The organism is Priestia sp. FSL H7-0729 (assembly GCF_038005685.1).
Classification (GTDB): domain Bacteria; phylum Bacillota; class Bacilli; order Paenibacillales; family Paenibacillaceae; genus Paenibacillus.
Map to the genome: position 1 here is coordinate 373,793 of NZ_JBBOTQ010000004.1, position 17,710 is coordinate 391,502.

Annotated in this window: 20 protein-coding genes; 17 read left to right on the forward strand and 3 right to left on the reverse strand. The window is 46.9% G+C overall.

The genetic code is table 11. The features are described from left to right. Positions 1–49: 49 nt before the first annotated feature. From MHH93_RS12840 to lipB, 4 genes are all read left to right on the forward strand, one after another. Entirely contained in the window at positions 50–1,078 is a 1,029-nt protein-coding gene (locus MHH93_RS12840) for a thiamine pyrophosphate-dependent dehydrogenase E1 component subunit alpha (RefSeq protein WP_500054322.1), read from the forward strand. Positions 1,079–1,080: 2 nt separating this feature from the next. Beyond that, positions 1,081–2,067, forward strand: a complete 987-nt coding sequence (locus MHH93_RS12845; RefSeq protein ID WP_062835245.1) for an alpha-ketoacid dehydrogenase subunit beta — start codon at positions 1,081–1,083, stop codon at positions 2,065–2,067. A gap of 48 nt (positions 2,068–2,115) precedes the next feature. Next, positions 2,116–3,564, forward strand: coding sequence for a dihydrolipoamide acetyltransferase family protein (locus MHH93_RS12850; RefSeq protein WP_500054323.1), 1,449 nt, complete (start codon positions 2,116–2,118; stop codon positions 3,562–3,564). A 116-nt stretch (positions 3,565–3,680) separates the two neighbouring features. Beyond that, positions 3,681–4,388, forward strand: coding sequence for a lipoyl(octanoyl) transferase LipB (gene lipB, locus MHH93_RS12855; RefSeq protein WP_500054394.1), 708 nt, complete (start codon positions 3,681–3,683; stop codon positions 4,386–4,388). 26 nt (positions 4,389–4,414) lie between these two features. Here the strand turns inward: lipB and prli42 are convergent, their stop codons facing one another. Next, positions 4,415–4,516: a stressosome-associated protein Prli42 gene (gene prli42 / locus MHH93_RS12860; protein WP_017687624.1), complete on the reverse strand. Its 102-nt coding sequence runs from the start codon at positions 4,514–4,516 to the stop codon at positions 4,415–4,417. 82 nt (positions 4,517–4,598) lie between these two features. Here prli42 and MHH93_RS12865 point away from each other — a divergent pair, with 82 nt between their 5' ends. Beyond that, positions 4,599–5,732, forward strand: a complete 1,134-nt coding sequence (locus MHH93_RS12865; protein ID WP_500054324.1) for a M20/M25/M40 family metallo-hydrolase — start codon at positions 4,599–4,601, stop codon at positions 5,730–5,732. A gap of 155 nt (positions 5,733–5,887) precedes the next feature. Here the strand turns inward: MHH93_RS12865 and mciZ are convergent, their stop codons facing one another. After that, the gene (gene mciZ, locus MHH93_RS12870) at positions 5,888–6,022 is read right to left on the reverse strand and encodes a Z-ring formation inhibitor MciZ (protein ID WP_278294300.1); all 135 of its coding nucleotides are present in this window, start codon (positions 6,020–6,022) and stop codon (positions 5,888–5,890) included. Between the two features lie 122 nt (positions 6,023–6,144). Here mciZ and MHH93_RS12875 point away from each other — a divergent pair, with 122 nt between their 5' ends. The 12 genes from MHH93_RS12875 (at position 6,145) to sigF (ending at position 16,650) form a co-directional block, all read left to right on the forward strand. Then, positions 6,145–6,738, forward strand: coding sequence for an NUDIX domain-containing protein (locus MHH93_RS12875; RefSeq protein ID WP_500054325.1), 594 nt, complete (start codon positions 6,145–6,147; stop codon positions 6,736–6,738). A gap of 2 nt (positions 6,739–6,740) precedes the next feature. Continuing rightward, complete coding sequence (locus tag MHH93_RS12880; protein WP_500054326.1) at positions 6,741–7,961, forward strand: endonuclease Q family protein; 1,221 nt, start codon at positions 6,741–6,743, stop codon at positions 7,959–7,961. Between the two features lie 125 nt (positions 7,962–8,086). After that, on the forward strand, positions 8,087–8,716 hold the full coding sequence (gene spoIIM / locus MHH93_RS12885) for a stage II sporulation protein M (RefSeq protein WP_017687629.1): 630 nt from the start codon (positions 8,087–8,089) through the stop codon (positions 8,714–8,716). 107 nt (positions 8,717–8,823) lie between these two features. Continuing rightward, complete coding sequence (gene fur, locus MHH93_RS12890) at positions 8,824–9,291, forward strand: ferric iron uptake transcriptional regulator (protein ID WP_090922447.1); 468 nt, start codon at positions 8,824–8,826, stop codon at positions 9,289–9,291. 159 nt (positions 9,292–9,450) lie between these two features. Beyond that, positions 9,451–9,693: a DUF4227 family protein gene (locus MHH93_RS12895; RefSeq protein WP_017687632.1), complete on the forward strand. Its 243-nt coding sequence runs from the start codon at positions 9,451–9,453 to the stop codon at positions 9,691–9,693. Between the two features lie 75 nt (positions 9,694–9,768). Further along, positions 9,769–10,659 carry a tyrosine recombinase gene (locus MHH93_RS12900; protein ID WP_500054327.1) on the forward strand — a complete coding sequence of 297 codons (891 nt, stop codon included), beginning with the start codon at positions 9,769–9,771 and terminating at the stop codon, positions 10,657–10,659. Between the two features lie 179 nt (positions 10,660–10,838). Beyond that, on the forward strand, positions 10,839–11,663 hold the full coding sequence (locus MHH93_RS12905; protein ID WP_500054328.1) for a purine-nucleoside phosphorylase: 825 nt from the start codon (positions 10,839–10,841) through the stop codon (positions 11,661–11,663). Positions 11,664–11,862: 199 nt separating this feature from the next. Then, complete coding sequence (locus tag MHH93_RS12910) at positions 11,863–13,533, forward strand: restriction endonuclease (protein ID WP_500054329.1); 1,671 nt, start codon at positions 11,863–11,865, stop codon at positions 13,531–13,533. A 222-nt stretch (positions 13,534–13,755) separates the two neighbouring features. Continuing rightward, positions 13,756–14,931: a D-alanyl-D-alanine carboxypeptidase family protein gene (locus MHH93_RS12915; RefSeq protein ID WP_500054330.1), complete on the forward strand. Its 1,176-nt coding sequence runs from the start codon at positions 13,756–13,758 to the stop codon at positions 14,929–14,931. 143 nt (positions 14,932–15,074) lie between these two features. Continuing rightward, on the forward strand, positions 15,075–15,428 hold the full coding sequence (gene spoIIAA / locus MHH93_RS12920; protein ID WP_017687636.1) for an anti-sigma F factor antagonist: 354 nt from the start codon (positions 15,075–15,077) through the stop codon (positions 15,426–15,428). Further along, a complete protein-coding gene (gene spoIIAB, locus MHH93_RS12925; RefSeq protein ID WP_421886473.1) occupies positions 15,425–15,880 on the forward strand; it encodes an anti-sigma F factor in 456 nt (151 codons plus the stop codon). Before spoIIAA ends, spoIIAB begins: the two co-directional genes overlap by 4 nt. 14 nt (positions 15,881–15,894) lie before the next feature. Beyond that, positions 15,895–16,650 carry an RNA polymerase sporulation sigma factor SigF gene (sigF, locus tag MHH93_RS12930; RefSeq protein WP_036607856.1) on the forward strand — a complete coding sequence of 252 codons (756 nt, stop codon included), beginning with the start codon at positions 15,895–15,897 and terminating at the stop codon, positions 16,648–16,650. Between the two features lie 89 nt (positions 16,651–16,739). On the opposite strand, the gene MHH93_RS12935 is transcribed toward sigF, so the two are convergent. After that, entirely contained in the window at positions 16,740–17,669 is a 930-nt protein-coding gene (locus tag MHH93_RS12935) for a DMT family transporter (RefSeq protein WP_500054331.1), read from the reverse strand. Between the last annotated feature and the right edge of the window lie 41 nt (positions 17,670–17,710).

Consider the following 17,710-nt stretch of genomic DNA (forward strand, 5'->3'; position numbering starts at 1 on the left):
ATCGGGTAGTAAGAGTGGCACAGGCTCTGATTAAAAGGAGGTACCTCATATGAGTTCACAAGGTACTGCAGACGCGGTCCATCGGCATCAACAGCTGGGACTTAGCGATGGTGAAGTATTGGATATGTACAAATACATGCTGCTCGCACGCAAGTTTGACGAGCGTTGCTTGCTCTTGCAACGGGCTGGCAAAATTAACTTTCACGTATCCGGTGTAGGGCAGGAGGCTGCGCAAGTAGGCGCTGCTTTTGGTCTGGACCGGGATCACGATTATTATTTACCGTATTACCGCGATTATGGTTTTGTACTGGCGGTAGGCATGACTCCGCGTGAGTTGATGCTGTCTGCTTTTGCAAAAGCGGAAGATCCGAATAGTGGCGGTCGGCAAATGCCGGGTCACTTCGGTCACAAAAAGCTGCGGATTGTGACGGGCTCCAGCCCGGTTACAACCCAGGTTCCGCACGCTGTCGGGTTTGCGCTGGCTGCCAAAATGAAGAAGCAAAAATTTGTTTCTTTTGTTACGTTTGGTGAAGGATCAAGCAATCAGGGTGACTTCCATGAGGGAGCCAACTTTGCAGGTGTACACAAGTTGCCTGTCATTATTATGTGTGAGAACAACCAGTATGCGATTTCGGTTCCAATTCACAAACAGCTTAGCGGTAAAATATCGGACCGTGCACTCGGTTACGGTTTCCCCGGACTGCGTGTAGATGGTAACGATGCGCTCGAAGTATACGCTGCTGTGAAGGAAGCACGTCAACGTGCCATAGCAGGCGAAGGACCCACACTGATTGAAGCGATGATGTATCGTCTCTCTCCTCACTCCACTTCTGACAATGATCTGGCTTACCGGACCAAGGAAGAAGTTGAAGAGAACTGGAAGAAGGACGGCGTACTTCGCATGAAGAACTATCTGATGGATTGCGGCATCTGGGATGAATCCCGGGACGCGGATCTGGCTTCCCAACTTGCGCTGGAAATGAAAGAAGCGACTGAATATGCAGACAACGCGCCATATCCGAAACCTGAGGACACTCTGACGCACGTTTATGCGGACAGCGAAGAAGGGGGACGGTAAGTATGGCAGTGATGGAATATATTGATGCAATCCGTCTCGCGATGAAAGAAGAGATGGAGCGGGATGAAAATGTTTTTATCCTCGGTGAAGATGTAGGGGTCAAAGGTGGTGTGTTCACCACAACCAAAGGGTTGCAGGATCAGTTTGGCGAAATGCGTGTCATGGACACACCATTGTCCGAATCCGCTATCGCAGGTGTAGCTATTGGTGCAGCGATGTATGGCATGAAGCCGATTGCCGAAATGCAATATTCGGACTTCATGCTGCCGGCAACGAACCAGATCATTAGTGAAGCGGCGAAAATCCGCTATCGCTCCAACAATGACTGGAGTTGCCCGATCGTTATCCGCGCGCCGATTGGTGGCGGGATCTTCGGTGGGTTGTATCACTCCCAATGTCCGGAATCGATCTTCTTTGGTACACCGGGGCTAAAAATTATTGCTCCTTACTCGGCATACGATGCCAAAGGGCTGCTCAAGGCGGCCATTCGCGACCCGGACCCGGTACTCTTTTTTGAAAATAAAAAATGCTACAAGCTCATTAAGGAAGATGTGCCTGAAGATGATTACATCGTTCCGATTGGTAAAGCCAACGTACTTCGTGAAGGTGCGGATATTACGGTGATTGGCTACAGCCAGCCGCTGCATTTTGTAATGCAGGCTGCTGAGGAGCTGGAACGTGAAGAAGGCATTACCGCACACGTTCTGGATTTGCGCACATTGCAACCGTTGGATCGTGAAGCGATTATTGCTTCCGCTCGTCTGACAGGCAAAGTGCTTATCGTACACGAAGATAACAAAACGGGTGGTGTAGGTGCCGAAGTTGCCGCGATTATTAGCGAGGAATGTCTGTTTGAACTGGATGCACCGATTCAGCGTCTCTGTGGACCTGACGTGCCGGCCATGCCAATTAGCCCAACATTGGAGAAATTCTACATGTTGAGCAAGGACAAAGCCAAAGCAGCAATGCGTACACTTGCCGAGTTTTAATTTTGTTTTATTGGATCGTTTAATAGTAAAGTTTGGAGTGATAATCAAATGGCTGAACGTATGAAATGGATCGAGGTCATTATGCCGCAATTGGCGGAATCGCTGGTCTCGGCTACCATAGGCAAATGGTTGAAAAAACCGGGCGACCGTGTGGAACAGTACGAGCCGATCTGTGAAGTAATCACCGATAAAGTCAATGCCGAGATTCCATCCACCGTGGATGGAATTATGGGTGACCTTTTGGTGGAAGAGGGCACAACGATTGCTGTTGGTGAAGCAATCTGTCGCATGCAGGTCGCAGCTTCTGACGAAGAAGCGGCTGAGCAGGTAACACAAGTATCGCAGCAACAGGAGCAAGTGCAGCATCATGTGAGCAATACTCCTGTTGTTGCCTCAAATACAGCAGGACATGATCCCAACCAGCCGATGCGTAATAGGTATTCCCCGGCAGTGCAATCCTTGGCAGCAGAGCATGGCTTGAACTTGCAAAGCATCCAGGGTACTGGAGCAGGTGGTCGTATTACCCGCAAAGATGTGCTGGCATTTGTTGCACAGGGTGGTAAGGTTGCTGGATCGTCTGCTTCTGCACAAGCATCATCTCCAGCTCAGCATGCACCTTCTGGTGTGCCTTCTACTTCTCCGTTCAGTGGAGTGAATCGTGGAAATGGGGAAATGGGTTTAACCGCTGGAGAAACGATCTCTGCGTCCGATGCAGGTGTTCCTGTGAGACATTCAGGCATTCATCTAACCGAAAGTCCAAAAATTCCACAGATCGAAGTGGAAGGTGGCGGCCAGGGAAGATCGGAGTATTTCATCGATGTTACCCCTGTGCGTAATGCGATTGCGCGGAATATGCGTCAGAGTGTATCGGAAATCCCGCATGCATGGACGATGATCGAAGTGGACGTAACGAATCTCGTGATGCTGCGCAATAAACTCAAGGATGAGTTCAAGCGTAAGGAAGGCATCAATCTGACATATCTGTCCTTCATGATGAAGGGAGTCGTTAACGCGATTAAAGACTACCCGATCATGAACTCGGTATGGGCAGTAGACAAAATTATCGTCAAACGGGACATTAATCTGTCCATGGCGGTAGGAACCGAAGATTCCGTACTTACACCCGTAATCAAACATGCCGACCAGCGAAATATTGCAGGTCTGGCCCGTGAAGTGGATGAACTGGCTCGCAAAACGCGCGAGGGTACGTTGAAGCTTGATCATATGCAGGGTGGTACGTTCACAGTGAACAACACAGGTTCATTCGGATCAATCCTGTCCCAGCCGATCATTAACTATCCGCAGGCAGCGATTCTTACATTCGAGTCGATTGTCAAAAAGCCAGTGGTTATTAATGATATGATTGCCGTTCGTTCAATGGCAAACCTGTGTCTGTCCCTGGATCATCGAATCCTTGATGGCGTAATCAGCGGACGTTTCTTGCAACGTGTCAAAGAAAACCTTGAAGGTTACACCATGGAGACCAAGGTGTATTAAGTTAATAGATGAAGGACGGGAAAGTGTATGTGCCGCAGGCCGTGCACTTTTCCGGCTGTCTACAGACAGGTGCTCAATCTTACTTTGAACATCAAGCAGAAGGGTGTGGGGAAATCATGAACAAGCCGCTGGATGTTGCATACATACCTATGCTTGATTATGAAGAGGCTTGGAACCGCCAGAAAGCGATTGTGCAGCGATTGGACGAGGGAGAGGGTGCGGAGCAGATGCTGCTCTTGCAGCACCCGCCAACGTATACGATTGGTTCACAGAATCATCCAGAGCATTTGCTTCTCAGTCCGGAAGAGTTGCAAGAGCAAGGGATCTCTTTGTTTCAAATTGACCGTGGCGGTGATATTACTTATCATGGTCCGGGCCAGTTGGTAGGCTATCCGTTATTGGTTCTTGGTCGGGATGAAGACCTGGATTTACACTCATATTTACGTAAACTTGAGCAAGTGCTTATGGATTATCTATCAGACCAGGGCATTGAAGCCGGACGCAAAGAGGGTTACACCGGTGTGTGGATTGGCGATATGAAGATTGCTGCGATTGGCATCAAGTTTAATCGGTGTAAACACCGCCGCGGTTTCGTGACCAGTCACGGGTTTGCTTTTAACATCAGCTCCGGCATTCAACATGCGGGTTTTCAGGGGATTGTTCCTTGTGGAATTGAACAGTATGGCGTTACCTCACTTGAGGATATAACGGGCAAGTCTTATACAGTGGAGCAGGTAGCACGCGAGATTGTTCCGTACTTTAATCGTATTTTTCCATATCAAATCAATTGGATTAGCGAAAAAGAAGCCCTTCAACGGCTGTAAACAGACCGTCGAAAGGCTTCAGGATGCTATCCGAACAGTAACGGTTCGAGAGCTATGAAAAGGGTGGACCCGATCATGGCGATCAGCATGAGATAGATGATGATTTTGAACCATTTCTTTTTTTGCATGATAAGAGAACTCCTTTCAACATAAAGTAAACAAGCCATAGTAATTGTATTGTACCGTATCTACGAGAGGGAGGAAAGTCCTGTGATTAAACAACAACGTGTTATCGATCAGTTCATGGAACTGGTGCAGATTGATAGTGAAACGAAAAATGAACAGAACATCTCCAAGGTGTTAAAAGAACAGTTTGCAGAGCTTGGTCTTCATGTCTATGAGGACGACACCAGGGAGCAAACCGGACATGGCGCCGGAAACCTCGTCATTACCTGGGAAGCCGAAGGAACAGAAGGTGTTGCACCGATCTTTTTCACATGTCATATGGACACCGTAACGCCGGGACAGGGAATTAAGCCTGAACTGGGTGAAGATGGCTGGATTCGCAGTGATGGAACAACGATCCTGGGAGCAGATGACAAGGCAGGGATTGCGGCGTTGTTCGAAGCGGTTCGTGTGATTCAGGAAAACAACATTCCGCATGGCAAAATTCAATTGGTCATTACAGTTGGCGAAGAATCTGGTCTGGTAGGTGCACGCGCCATGAATCCGAAGGATATCGATGCCGAGTTCGGTTATGCGCTGGATTCTAATGGAGCTGTAGGCACGATCTGTGTAGCTGCACCGGCAAGAGCCGAGATTCAGATGAGCATCTATGGGAAGTCCGCACATGCGGGCGTGAACCCGGAAGACGGAATCAGCGCCATTCAGGTTGCAGCGAAAGCCATTGCAGCCATGAAGCTTGGACGAATTGATGATGAGACAACAGCGAACATTGGCAAATTCCAGGGTGGATCAGCACTCAACGTGGTATGTGACTTTGTGCAGCTTGAGGCGGAAGCTCGCAGTATTGTGCAGGAGAAAGTGGAATTGCAGGTTGCACAGATGCGTGACGCGCTCGAAACAACATGTCGCAAATACGGTGCAACGGCTGAATTCAGAAGCGAGATCCTGTATCCTGCGTTTGGTTTCCATGATGAACACGAAGTTGTACAACTTGCACAGCGTGCCATCCGCAGTATTGGACTGGAGACAAGTACGTTTGCTTCCGGTGGTGGCAGTGATGCGAATATCTTTAACGGATTCAACATTCCGACAGTGAATCTGGCGGTAGGGTATGAGGATATTCATACAACCCAAGAACGCATTCGTGCCGAAGATATTGTGAAGTTGTCTCAGGTGGTCGTGGCTATTATTCAGGAAACGGCAGCTGACAAGAAATAATATAGAGCACGTGTTATCTCATATATTCTTAGACAAAAGTCCGAACCCGGTCTGTACGGATTCGGACTTTTTGCGAATTCATGTTATATTTCAAGGGAAAAGATTCGTTCATTTAGGGTCAAATTAAATCGATGGATCAATGACCCAATAAACGTTCATTTGCGTCCAGCGAGCAGATCGCTTAACTTGGCATCCGGGCCCCACTCGCGCAACCATTGCTTGAGTATGAGCTGTACTTGCCGGGCTTGTCCTACCACGTGTACGGATTGAGGCGTCAAATAACTATTCATTGAAAGTCCCCCTGATTCGTTTATATTTGCTGTGAGAGTTCTATAAGCTCACCATATGCCCAAAATCAGAGATTTATACATTAAGCAAATAATTAATCCTACGATATGGAGTTGAAGAACGAATGAAACCAAACCAATCTGCCCGATCCATCCATGCAGCGCAACCTGCCAATCCAAAATTGGATGAAGTGACCGTATCCACCAAGCCAATCTTCGAGGGGAAAGTCATTTCACTTCAGGTCGATACGGTTAAGATGCCGAATGGCCAGACAGCTACACGTGAGATCATTCGGCATCCCGGAGCGGTAGCTGTACTTGCTCTGAATGGGGATCGCATGCTTGTAGTGGATCAATATCGTCAGGCAATGGGACGCACAGAAGTGGAGATTCCTGCGGGAAAACTGGACGCGGGAGAAGAGCCGGAAGTGGCTGCAGCACGTGAATTGCGAGAAGAGACGGGATATGTAGCCAAGTCTCTGCGTCATTTGCGTTCGTTCTACACCTCACCGGGGTTCGCAGATGAGATCATTCACCTTTACGTTGCTGAAGAGTTGGAAGCCGGAGATATGGAACTGGACGAAGATGAATTCCTTGAAGTATCCGAGATCACACTGGAGGAAGCGTACGCTCTCATGGACGAGAATCGGATTAGTGATGCCAAAACGATGATGGCTGTGTACGCGTGGGACCTCTATAGAACGACAGGACGGTTCTAGGCATGCAACAACAACTCACAACGTCTTCGATGTGGGAGCCCTGTTATGCAGACCTTCATATTCACATCGGTCGAACCTCTCGTGGTGAGGCCGTGAAAATCAGCGGCAGTCGTGATCTTACATTTGAGAATATTGCCCGGGAAGCGTCGGATCGCAAAGGAATTCATTTGCTTGGTGTTATTGATTGTCATTCTCCGGTTGTACAGATGGATATTGAACAATTGCTGGAGAATGGTACCATGTCCGAGATTGAGGGCGGCGGTATTGCTTACCAGGACACGACCATTCTGCTGGGGACAGAGATTGAGCTGCGCGAGCCTGGCATGCGTGAGTTCCATATGCTGGCGTACTTCCGTGATCTGAAAACAATGAAATCCTTCACGGACTGGATGAAACGTTATATGAAAAATGTGAATCTCAGTTCTCAGCGGGTATACGTGCCCGCCCTAGAAATGCAGTCCGAGATTAAGGCACGTGGTGGACTTATTGTGCCTGCACATGTGTTTACACCTCATAAAGGGATCTATGGCAGTACAGCCCCGCGTATGGGCGATGTGCTGGACACCCGGCTCGTGGATGCGATAGAGCTGGGGTTAAGCTCAGACTCATCCATGGCCAGTTATATTCGGGAGTTGGATCATATACCGTTTCTGACCAACTCGGATGCTCATTCCCTCGGTAAGATTGGACGGGAGTATAACGAATTGCGAGTTGCTGCTCCTTCTTTTGATGAATTCCGTATGGCACTCCAAGGAGAAGCCGGCAGGAACATTGCTGCCAATTATGGACTGAATCCAAGGCTGGGCAAGTACCATCGTACCTACTGTGCAGCGTGTGGCAGCATTATGGATGAGCAGGCGATGTCGGCAGAACGTTGCCCTCACTGCGGCAGTCTGAAACTGGTGCAGGGGGTGCTCGACCGTATTCTGGCAATCTCTGATCGGGAGAGTCCTCACGTGCCTGCCAACAGACCAGCTTATCATTATCAGGTACCCCTGGAGTTCATCCCTGGACTTGGCAAAGCCAAATTGCGTCAGCTACTGGACCATTTTGGTACAGAAATGAACATCCTTCATCGTACGCATGAGGAGGAACTTGCTGCGGTTGTTGGACCTGTGTTGGCAGGACTTATCGTGGCCGCACGGAATGGTCAACTGGAGCTGTCTTCCGGAGGTGGAGGAACATATGGGAAGGTTGCTGTCCAGGTGAAATCGTCAGATTAAGTCAGTGATCGTAGACTCAATCTGGACAAGAAGTCATACAGGTGCACTCCGGTTCATAAGAATGACTATGAGGATGTAACTGAGAATCCTTGCAGCATGATACCGGAAAGGGGACTCGTACCTGTATGCGCTCTTCCTACTTTACATTTAAAGGTCAGACTTCGTTATATGTATTCGTGGCTGTCTTGTTTCTGGTCGGCGTCATATTTGGCGCACTCATGGTGAACGCATTGTCTCTTGAGCAACGTCAGGACCTCGAAGGGTATCTTGGCAATTTCTTCATGACTGTGCAGCACAGTGCACAGGTGACTGAGACCGGCGCCTATTGGGACATTGCCATGCTTCACTTGAAATGGGTAGGTCTGATCTTTATTCTGGGTTTATCCGTCGTTGGACTGCCCGGTATACTGGTTCTGGATTTTCTCAAAGGGGTGCTCATTGGATTCACAGTGGGGTACCTGGTTGGGCAGTATTCCTGGAAAGGGCTGCTATTTGCACTGGTTTCTGTGGCACCGCATAATCTATTTGTCATTCCAATCCTCCTGATCTGCAGTGTGGCGGCGATGACGTTCTCGTTATACATCATTCGCAATCGTGTTTTGATGCAGCGAACACCTGGTCGACAAAGGCCTTTTGCTTCATATATAGTGTTAACTTTGGTCATGGCTGCACTGCTGCTCGGCGTGGCGTCTTTTGAAACATGGGTTACACCTGCGATGATGCGCTGGGTCACGCCAATGCTACTACCGGCCTAACGTGCATCGCATAGTGTAAAATGTTGACTTTAATTACGCACTCCCCCTATAATGAAAAGAGTGGGTTAAGTTGCAGTGTGCAGTGATTTCCTAGGGGGAGGGAGAAAATGGAAGCACGGATTGATAAAATTAAGCAGCAACTACAGTCCCAAGGATATAAATTAACGCCCCAGCGGGAAGCCACCGTAAGAGTACTTCTTGAGAATGAAGAAGATCATCTGAGCGCAGAAGACGTATTCATGCTCGTTAAAGAAAAGGCTCCCGAAATCGGTCTGGCAACCGTGTACCGTACCCTCGAACTGCTGAGTGAGCTGCATGTTGTAGAGAAAATCAACTTCGGCGACGGTGTAGCGCGTTATGATCTGCGCGGAGATACATCCAAGCATCACCATCATCACTTAATCTGTGTTCAATGCGGAAGTATGGATGAAATACGTGAAGACTGGCTTGGACCGCTTGAAGAGCGTTTGGAGCGGGAATTCAACTTTTCGGTAGTAGATCACCGACTGGACTTTCATGGAATTTGTTATCGTTGCAAAGCTAAAAATGAACAGAAACCCAAAGATGAAGAATAACATAGCATATCTTCAAGCTCTCACCGGCGGTTTTGACGGGAGAGCTTTTTTGGCACCGGACATGATCTGGAGTTCCCACCGAATGGCATAAACTCGTGTTTATGGACATACCCTGATTCAAGGGCATTACCGGATTTGAATCAGAAGGGGGATATACCCATGATTATATCGGTGCGGAGAGGGCTCCGTTTTATTCGATTTATTATATTTTTTGCTGCTTTAGTTTATCTGTTCTATCATGTTCTGGATCTGTTCAATGGTTGGATCTCACCTGTGGACCAGTATCAGATGCCAACTGGCAATGCAATCAAAGTATTTCAGGAAACGGATTGGCCGGGTAATGGAGAAGGACGTCCTACGATGGCAGAGCGTCTCCGTCTGTTCTATTGGTACGGAGAGTAGCTTCAAACAGCCAGGGATGCAAATACGGGAGCAGTCTGCCGGAGCGGCAGATCTGTCAGTTGAGGAGCGTTGTACATGAAACAGACGATACACGCCTACGCCTTATACTTGGAAGATGATAAAGGGATGTCGAGCAGCACACTTGAATCGTATCTCCGAGACGTGGACAAGTTCATTGAATTTGCAGATAAGGAATATGGCATACGCGAAGCCGATCAGGTCAGACGCACACATGTCGTCCTGTTTGCGGGGCAACTCAAACAGGCAGGTCGTGCCAATGCAACCATTGCCCGCAGCATCGTATCTCTGCGCTCCTACTTTCATTTTTTGATGCGGCGGGGGGATATAATACAGGACCCTACGTTTGATGTGGAAGCTCCCAAGGCGGACAAGTCGCCACCACAGGTGTTAAGCATACAGGAGATTGAACAATTGCTGACAGCGCCTGATATTTGTACACCGCAGGGTGTGAGAGATCGAGCGATGCTTGAACTGTTATATGCTACAGGCATTCGGGTCTCGGAACTGATTGCGCTGGACATTCGGGATGTACAGCCAGGCATGCGCTTTATACGATGCGGTGGGGCTGGTAAGGAACGCATCCTTCCCATTGGTGCACCAGCTGCACATTGGGCAAGTGTATATGTGGAGGAGTTCCGCAACAAGTTGCTCAAAACCGATTCGGACGAGCAGGCACTATTTGTCAATGTAACGGGCAGACGTTTAACCCGGCAGGGCTTCTGGAAGCTGCTCAAAAAAGCGGCGGTGGACGCGGGAATCTCGGAAGAAATTACGCCGCATACGCTTCGTCACTCCTTTGCGGCACACCTGATTGCCAATGGGGCGGATACACGTGCGGTTCAAGACATGCTGGGTCACGTGGAGCAGCCTGGACAACAATATGGCAACCATGGTCGCAAAACGATGAAAGAAATCTATGAAACCCATCATCCGAGGGCAAGATAGATTTTGACGCATGGCATTCACAAATAAATGCGGAACATTGGACCGATTTAGGATAAAATAAATTGAATACATCTAAACGCCGTTATACATAGGCAGTTTTGCATAAATTCGGGTTGAATCGATTTTGCAAAATGCGGCTACAGACGGATCGTTTTAACTCAAGGAGGAACATACATCGCATGACAGCATTAAACCAACAAATGATTTCGGAAGCAGCATCTTATATTCAAAGCAAAAGCTCCATCAAGCCGGAAGTCGGTTTGATTTTGGGTTCGGGTCTTGGCGTACTGGCAGAATTGATTGAAGATGGCGTAAGCATTGCTTATCAGGATATTCCACATTTTCCGGTGTCCACTGTAGAAGGACATGAAGGTGAGCTATTGGTCGGAACCATCAAAGGTCGTCCAGTCGTGATGATGAAAGGCCGCTTCCATATGTATGAAGGATATGGTCCGGAATTGACAGCTTTTCCGGTACGAGTAATGAAAGAACTGGGTGTAAGTAGCTTGCTTGTAACCAATGCTGCGGGCGGTGTGAATACGTTGTATGAAGCTGGAGACTTGATGCTGATCTCTGATCACTTGAATCTTACAGGCAAAAATCCACTGATCGGACCAAATGACGCTGCACTGGGCGTGCGTTTCCCGGATCTGTCGGAAGCTTATAGCCGCCGTTTGCGCGCACTCGCGAAGGATACGGCCGCGTCACAAGGTTTTAACGTACGTGAAGGGGTATACGCAGGTATGCTTGGTCCAAACTACGAGACACCAGCAGAGATCAAAATGCTGCGTACATTGGGCGCAGACGCAGTGGGCATGTCCACTGTCTCTGAAGTGATTGTGGCACGCCATGCAGGCCTGGAAGTGCTCGGCATTTCCTGTATCAGCAACATGGCTGCCGGAATTTTGGACCAGCCGCTTTCACACGATGAGGTGATGGAAACGACGGAACGAGTTCGTGAATCGTTCCTGGCACTGGTATTGGCTGTTATTCCACAAATGTAATTTTATTCAGAATATGGAAAATCTATAGTAGTGATGCGTGGGTATGTAGCTTAATTCAAGAATTGATTTAGCTACATGCCCTATTTATAAATTGAACTCAACATATGTTTAATAAATATTAAAATATATACTAAAACCGACTGTTAGATCATTGATAAACGAATAGTCTAAAATATACATATTAGAGGAGTTGGAGCAAGTGGCAAGACGTCGAGGTTTGGTGAGTACATTAAGCAAAATCGCCCGGGATGCTGCGAAAGCACAACGAAATGCTGAAAGAGCTCAAATTGCAAGACAAAGAGAATTTGAACGTCAGCAGCGTTTAATTGTACAGAATGAACAACGTCGATTGAGAGAAGCAGAGCTCCACATAAAAAGATCAATCAAAGAGCAGAAAGCGTTTGAAAGAGAACAGAAAGTTTCATACATAGAGGGACGTAAAGAGGAAACAGCCGAACTCAACAGTGATGTAGAGTACATTCTGGATGAATTCAATAACATTCTCACGCACACTTTAAGGGTAAATGATACAATTTCATTCGATGATTTATACCATACTGAAAAGTTTCCCACGTTTAAGATGCCGCATTTGAAAGAAGTACCAGTATTAACAGATGCTCCATTACTAGAAAATTTCTTGAACAGTGACCAGCCTCAACTTTTAGAAAAGTTATTTGGATTCGGAAGAAAAGAAAGGTTACAAAAAGCCGAGGATGCTTACCAAAGTGCTATTAATAAATATAACTTGTCAGTAACTATGATAAAAGAAATAATTACAGATAACGACTTAGTCCTTCAGAGTTCGAAGCAGAAATATGAGTCTGAGAAGCAACTCTTTGAGGAATCAGTGTCTCAAGCTAACTTACAGATCGATAATTTTAAAACACAATATTTCTATCGTGAAAAAGATGCGGTTGAGTCATATTGCACGATGGTATTGGAAAAGTCTAATTATATTTCAGTTTTTCCACAGGAATTTGAATTGATTTATATTGTTGAGAGTAAAGAGCTAATTGTGGAATATGAACTACCTGCAATCACATGTTTTCCTGACTATAAAGAGTACAAGTACATCCAGAGTAAAGATGAGATAAGAGGAACTGAATTTAAAATCAAAGATAAGCATGAAATATATTCTAAATTGATTGCTTCTGTTACATTGAGGACTTTACATGAGATTTTTGAAGCTGACCAAGGTGAGCATATTGATTCGGTTGCATTTAATGGTATAGTCAATACGGTTGATGCAAGTACAGGCTTGGAGATTCAGCCGTGTATTATTACTTTGCATACAAGAAAAGAAGAATTTACTCGTTTTGATCTCAGTAAGGTTGATGTCATATCGTGTATTAAGGGTTTAAAAGCTCATGTATCACCCTCAATGGCGGAGTTAAGCCCAGTTAAACCAATCGTTAATTTAGATATGTTTGATAAACGGTTTATAGATGAAAAAGATCTAATTTCAGGTATAGACGATAGAACTAATTTGTTAGAAATGAACCCGTTTGATTTTGAACATTTAGTCTGTAATTTATTTTCGAAGATAGGGCTTGAATCTAAAGTAACTCGCTCAAGTAGAGATGGTGGAGTTGATGTAGTTGCATTTGATCCACGGCCAGTTTTTGGTGGTAAATATATAATTCAAGCAAAGCGTTATCGAAATACGGTAGAAGTTGCCGCAGTTCGGGACTTGTATGGCACAATGATGAATGAAAATGCATCAAAAGGAATTTTAGTTACAACATCAACCTTTGGACCCGATGCCAGAAGTTTTTCAAAAGATAAGCCAATTGAACTAATTGACGGAACAAACCTATTATATATGCTTGAAGAACAAGGAATACGTGCTAAGATAGCTATCCCTGGTTAATAGTAAAGTTATTCTATAACCAAACATTAAAGAAATTAAATAAAATAAACGTACTGTCACTCATTAGCTGAGTGCAGTGCGTTTTTTTACTTTGACCACATTTTCAATAAAAGTTCGGGAAATCATGCTTTACATGGAATAATTTACTGGAAACGGGCCGACAATGATTAGCAGTACATGTATGGAACATGCAGTAAGCAAGTCATTTGAGGAGGTAACCTTGTGAAGAAAAGAATAATGGCATCGTTCATGACCCTTTGTATTCTGCTGTCCCTTTTGGCATCAACGGCATTGGCTGAAGAAACACCGAAGGCAGCGGGAGGAACGGATCTGGCCCCGTCGGCGCGTTCTGCGATCTTAATGGATGCAGACACCGGAACGGTCATTTATGAGAAAAACAGTCATGATCAGCTGCCTCCGGCGAGTATTACGAAGATTATGACCATGCTGCTTACGATCGAAGCGATCGACTCGGGCAAGCTGAAGCTGACGGACAAAGTAAGAACGAGTGAATATGCCGCTTCCATGGGCGGTTCGCAGATCTTCCTAGAGCCTGGGGAAGAGATGACAGTCGATGATATGTTGAAAGGGATCGCGATGGCTTCGGGCAATGATGCGTCGGTGGCTATGGCCGAGAAGATTGCTGGTTCGGAGGAAGCCTTTGTACAGCTAATGAATGAGCGTGCGAAGGAGCTTGGCATGAAGGATACTCATTTTGCCAACTGTAATGGTCTTCCGGTTGATAATCATTATTCTTCCGCCCATGACATTGCCGTCATGAGCCGTGAACTGCTGAAGCATTCCGGGATTACGAAGTACACCGGTGCCTATCAGGATTACCTTCGCAAAGATTCGGAAAAGCCATTCTGGCTGGTGAATACGAACAAGCTGGTTCGTTTTTATGAAGGGGCAGACGGTCTGAAAACGGGTTACACGTCCGAAGCGAAGTTCTGCTTGTCTGCAACAGCGTCCAAGGATGGACTGCGTGTCGTTTCCGTGGTACTCGGTGAACCGAATACCAAAACACGGAATAGCGAAGTGTCTTCGATGTTTGACTATGCCTTTAGTCAATATACGATGAAGGCTCTCTATAAGGCAGGGGATCTGCTGGGTAGTCTGAGAATCGAAAAAGGCGAAGTAGCCGAGTTGCCGCTGAATGCCACACAAAATTACAGTGTACTGATGCGCAAAGGAGCCAAGTCCAATGACATCCGGCACGAATTGCTGGTCGCCAAAGAATTGAAAGCTCCGATCAAAGCCGGGCAAAGTATTGGTAAACTTGTGGTTTATCAGGGCAACGACGTGATTAAGGAGTTCGACATTCAGGCACCGCAGGATGTGAATAAGGCTGGCTGGTGGAAGCTGTTCAAGCGGACGACGTCCAACCTGTTTGACTAAACGGCGATTTCTGCGAGATGCACGCATCCTTCGAACGTATTTTGTAGTTAAATAGGGGTTTTCTTCTAGTTTTGTCGGGGGGCAGGAAAAGCCTTCGGAAGCGTAGAAATCCTTGTTCAAGACAGGGAGGAGAGTGAGCAAACGTGAACTTGCATGTGGAAATGGAACACCATCGCGGGATTCTGATTGTACGATTATCCGGGGAGCTGGATCACCATACAGCTGACATGGTACGGATGCAGATGGATGAAGCTATCCAGCGGAGACAAAGCGAGCATCTCGTACTCAGCCTGAAAGATCTGCAATTTATGGACAGTTCGGGTCTGGGTGTCATTTTGGGAAGATACAAGCTCATTAAGAATAAAGGCGGCAAGATGGTGGTCTGTGACGTCAATTCGCCGGTGTACCGTTTGCTGGAAATGTCGGGTCTGTTCAAGATTATGCCGATATACGAAAATGAGGGAACTGCTCTCTCAGGTCTGGAGGTCGTCTCATGAATGAAGGAACAGGGACAAATTTCATGAATCTGCAATTCGCGGCCAAGTCAGAGAATGAATCGTTTGCACGGGTAACCGTTGCTGCATTTATCTCCCAGCTTGATCCAACGATGGACGAGCTCAGTGACCTGAAGACGGTCATTTCGGAAGCCGTGACCAACAGCATCATTCACGGATACAACAACAACGCCGAAGGTGTTGTGTCCATCCAGGCCGAGATTCGGGAAGACATGATCACGATTATTGTGGAAGATCGCGGTGAAGGAATCGAAGATCTTGAACTGGCCAAACAGCCACTATATACGTCCAAACCCGAACTTGAGCGGTCGGGCATGGGCTTTACCATTATGGAAAACTTCATGGATGAATTCGAAGTCAGCAGTGAGCCCGGCAGAGGCACCTCCATCAAGATGAAAAAAAGGATTGAATCCAAGAAAGCATTGTATAATTAGGGGTTGGTGTTCTTATGGATGCTGAAGTGAAACCATCTTCACAGACCTATTTGGACGATGCCGAGGTCAAACGGCTGATTGCGCTCAGTCAGTCGGGGGACCATGTCTCACGGGATACGCTGGTGAACTGCAACATCAGACTCGTCTGGTCCGTCGTACAGCGTTTTATGAACAGGGGATATGATCCGGAAGATCTGTTCCAGATTGGTTGTATCGGTCTGCTCAAGTCAGTGGACAAATTCGATCTCAGTTATGACGTGAAGTTCTCAACCTACGCGGTACCAATGATCATCGGAGAAATCCAGCGATTCCTGCGGGATGACGGTACCCTGAAGGTCAGTCGTTCACTGAAAGAGATGGCGAATAAAGTCCGCAAAAAAAGGGACGAACTGTCCAAACATCTGGATCGTCTGCCAACGATCAAGGAAGTTGCCGCAGAGCTGGGGGTAACCCCGGAGGAAGTCGTATTTGCCCAGGAAGCGAACAAACCACCGACCTCCATCCATGAGACGGTATTTGAGAATGACGGTGATCCCATCACGTTAATGGATCAGATTGCCGACGAGTCTCAGGAACGTTGGTTTGACAAGCTGGCCCTGAACGAAGCCATCGGTGGTCTCAGCGAGCGGGAGCGGTTAATCGTTTATCTTAGGTATTACCGGGATCAGACCCAGTCCGAGGTTGCCAGCAGGCTGGGCATATCTCAGGTGCAAGTATCACGTCTGGAGAAAAAAATACTGCAATCCATCCGCGACCAGATCGCGCAGTGATCCGGGGATTGCGACAACAACATTATTGGCGCTTATGCACCAATATACGACAACTAACAACCTTCTATCGCGCATTATGGCGAGGAAGGTTATTTGTTGTTAATACGGGGAGATCTCAAACGATTGGACTGCATGACCAGCATCATGCCAAGAATACATGCCATACCAATCCATTGATAGAAGCCAAAAGGTTCATGGAGCCATATGACGGTTGTTCCAACAGCAGCAAGGGGCTCTGCGCTCCCGAGCAGGCTAGTTTCCTTGGGTGTAAGACTTTTGAGACTCGCAATATAAAACCAAAAAGCAATCAGGGTTCCAAAAAGGATCGTAAATATCAAATAACCGTAGGTTTCAAGCGTGATGTTAGCAAAATTCATTTTCCAGGGCGGGTGAATAAAACTCATTCCCAAACCACCGATGATCATAGCCCAGCCGACCACAACAAGTGAATCGTACTTTTTAATTAGTTGCACGGCATACAGCGTATAAAATGCAGCTGAAACTCCAGATAACAGGCCCCATATCACTGCCAGCGAGGAGACAGATAACCGCGTAAGCGAGCCATTCGTCAGCAGGAAAAAACACCCACTGAGAGCCAAAACGGCGCATGCAAGGTCATTGCGTGTGAGGACCGACTGCTTACGGAGTGCGATGTAAATCATGATCATGACAGGGGACAGATACTGCAACAGTGTAGCCACCGCTGAATTGCCGTGTTTAATGGATGCCATGTACGTATACTGAACGGCAAGCATGCCCACCACTCCGAAAATGATCAGCTGTCCAGCCGTTTTTTTATTTCTCCACACATCAAAAATCTGAAATCGTCCATTTGTAAACGATTGAATAACCAGTAATAGTAACCCAGCAATTAACAAGCGTACAGTGACATACCAATTGACCTCAATTCCATCCAGTTGAAACAGTTTTTGAGATACCGTCCCCCCAATGCCCCAGCAGATGGCTCCCGTCAGAACGAGTACCATGCCTGAAATTTTGGATTTTGCAGAAGTTGTCATTCTTGTTCGCCTCACCTTAAATATAAGAATAGTGTTATATT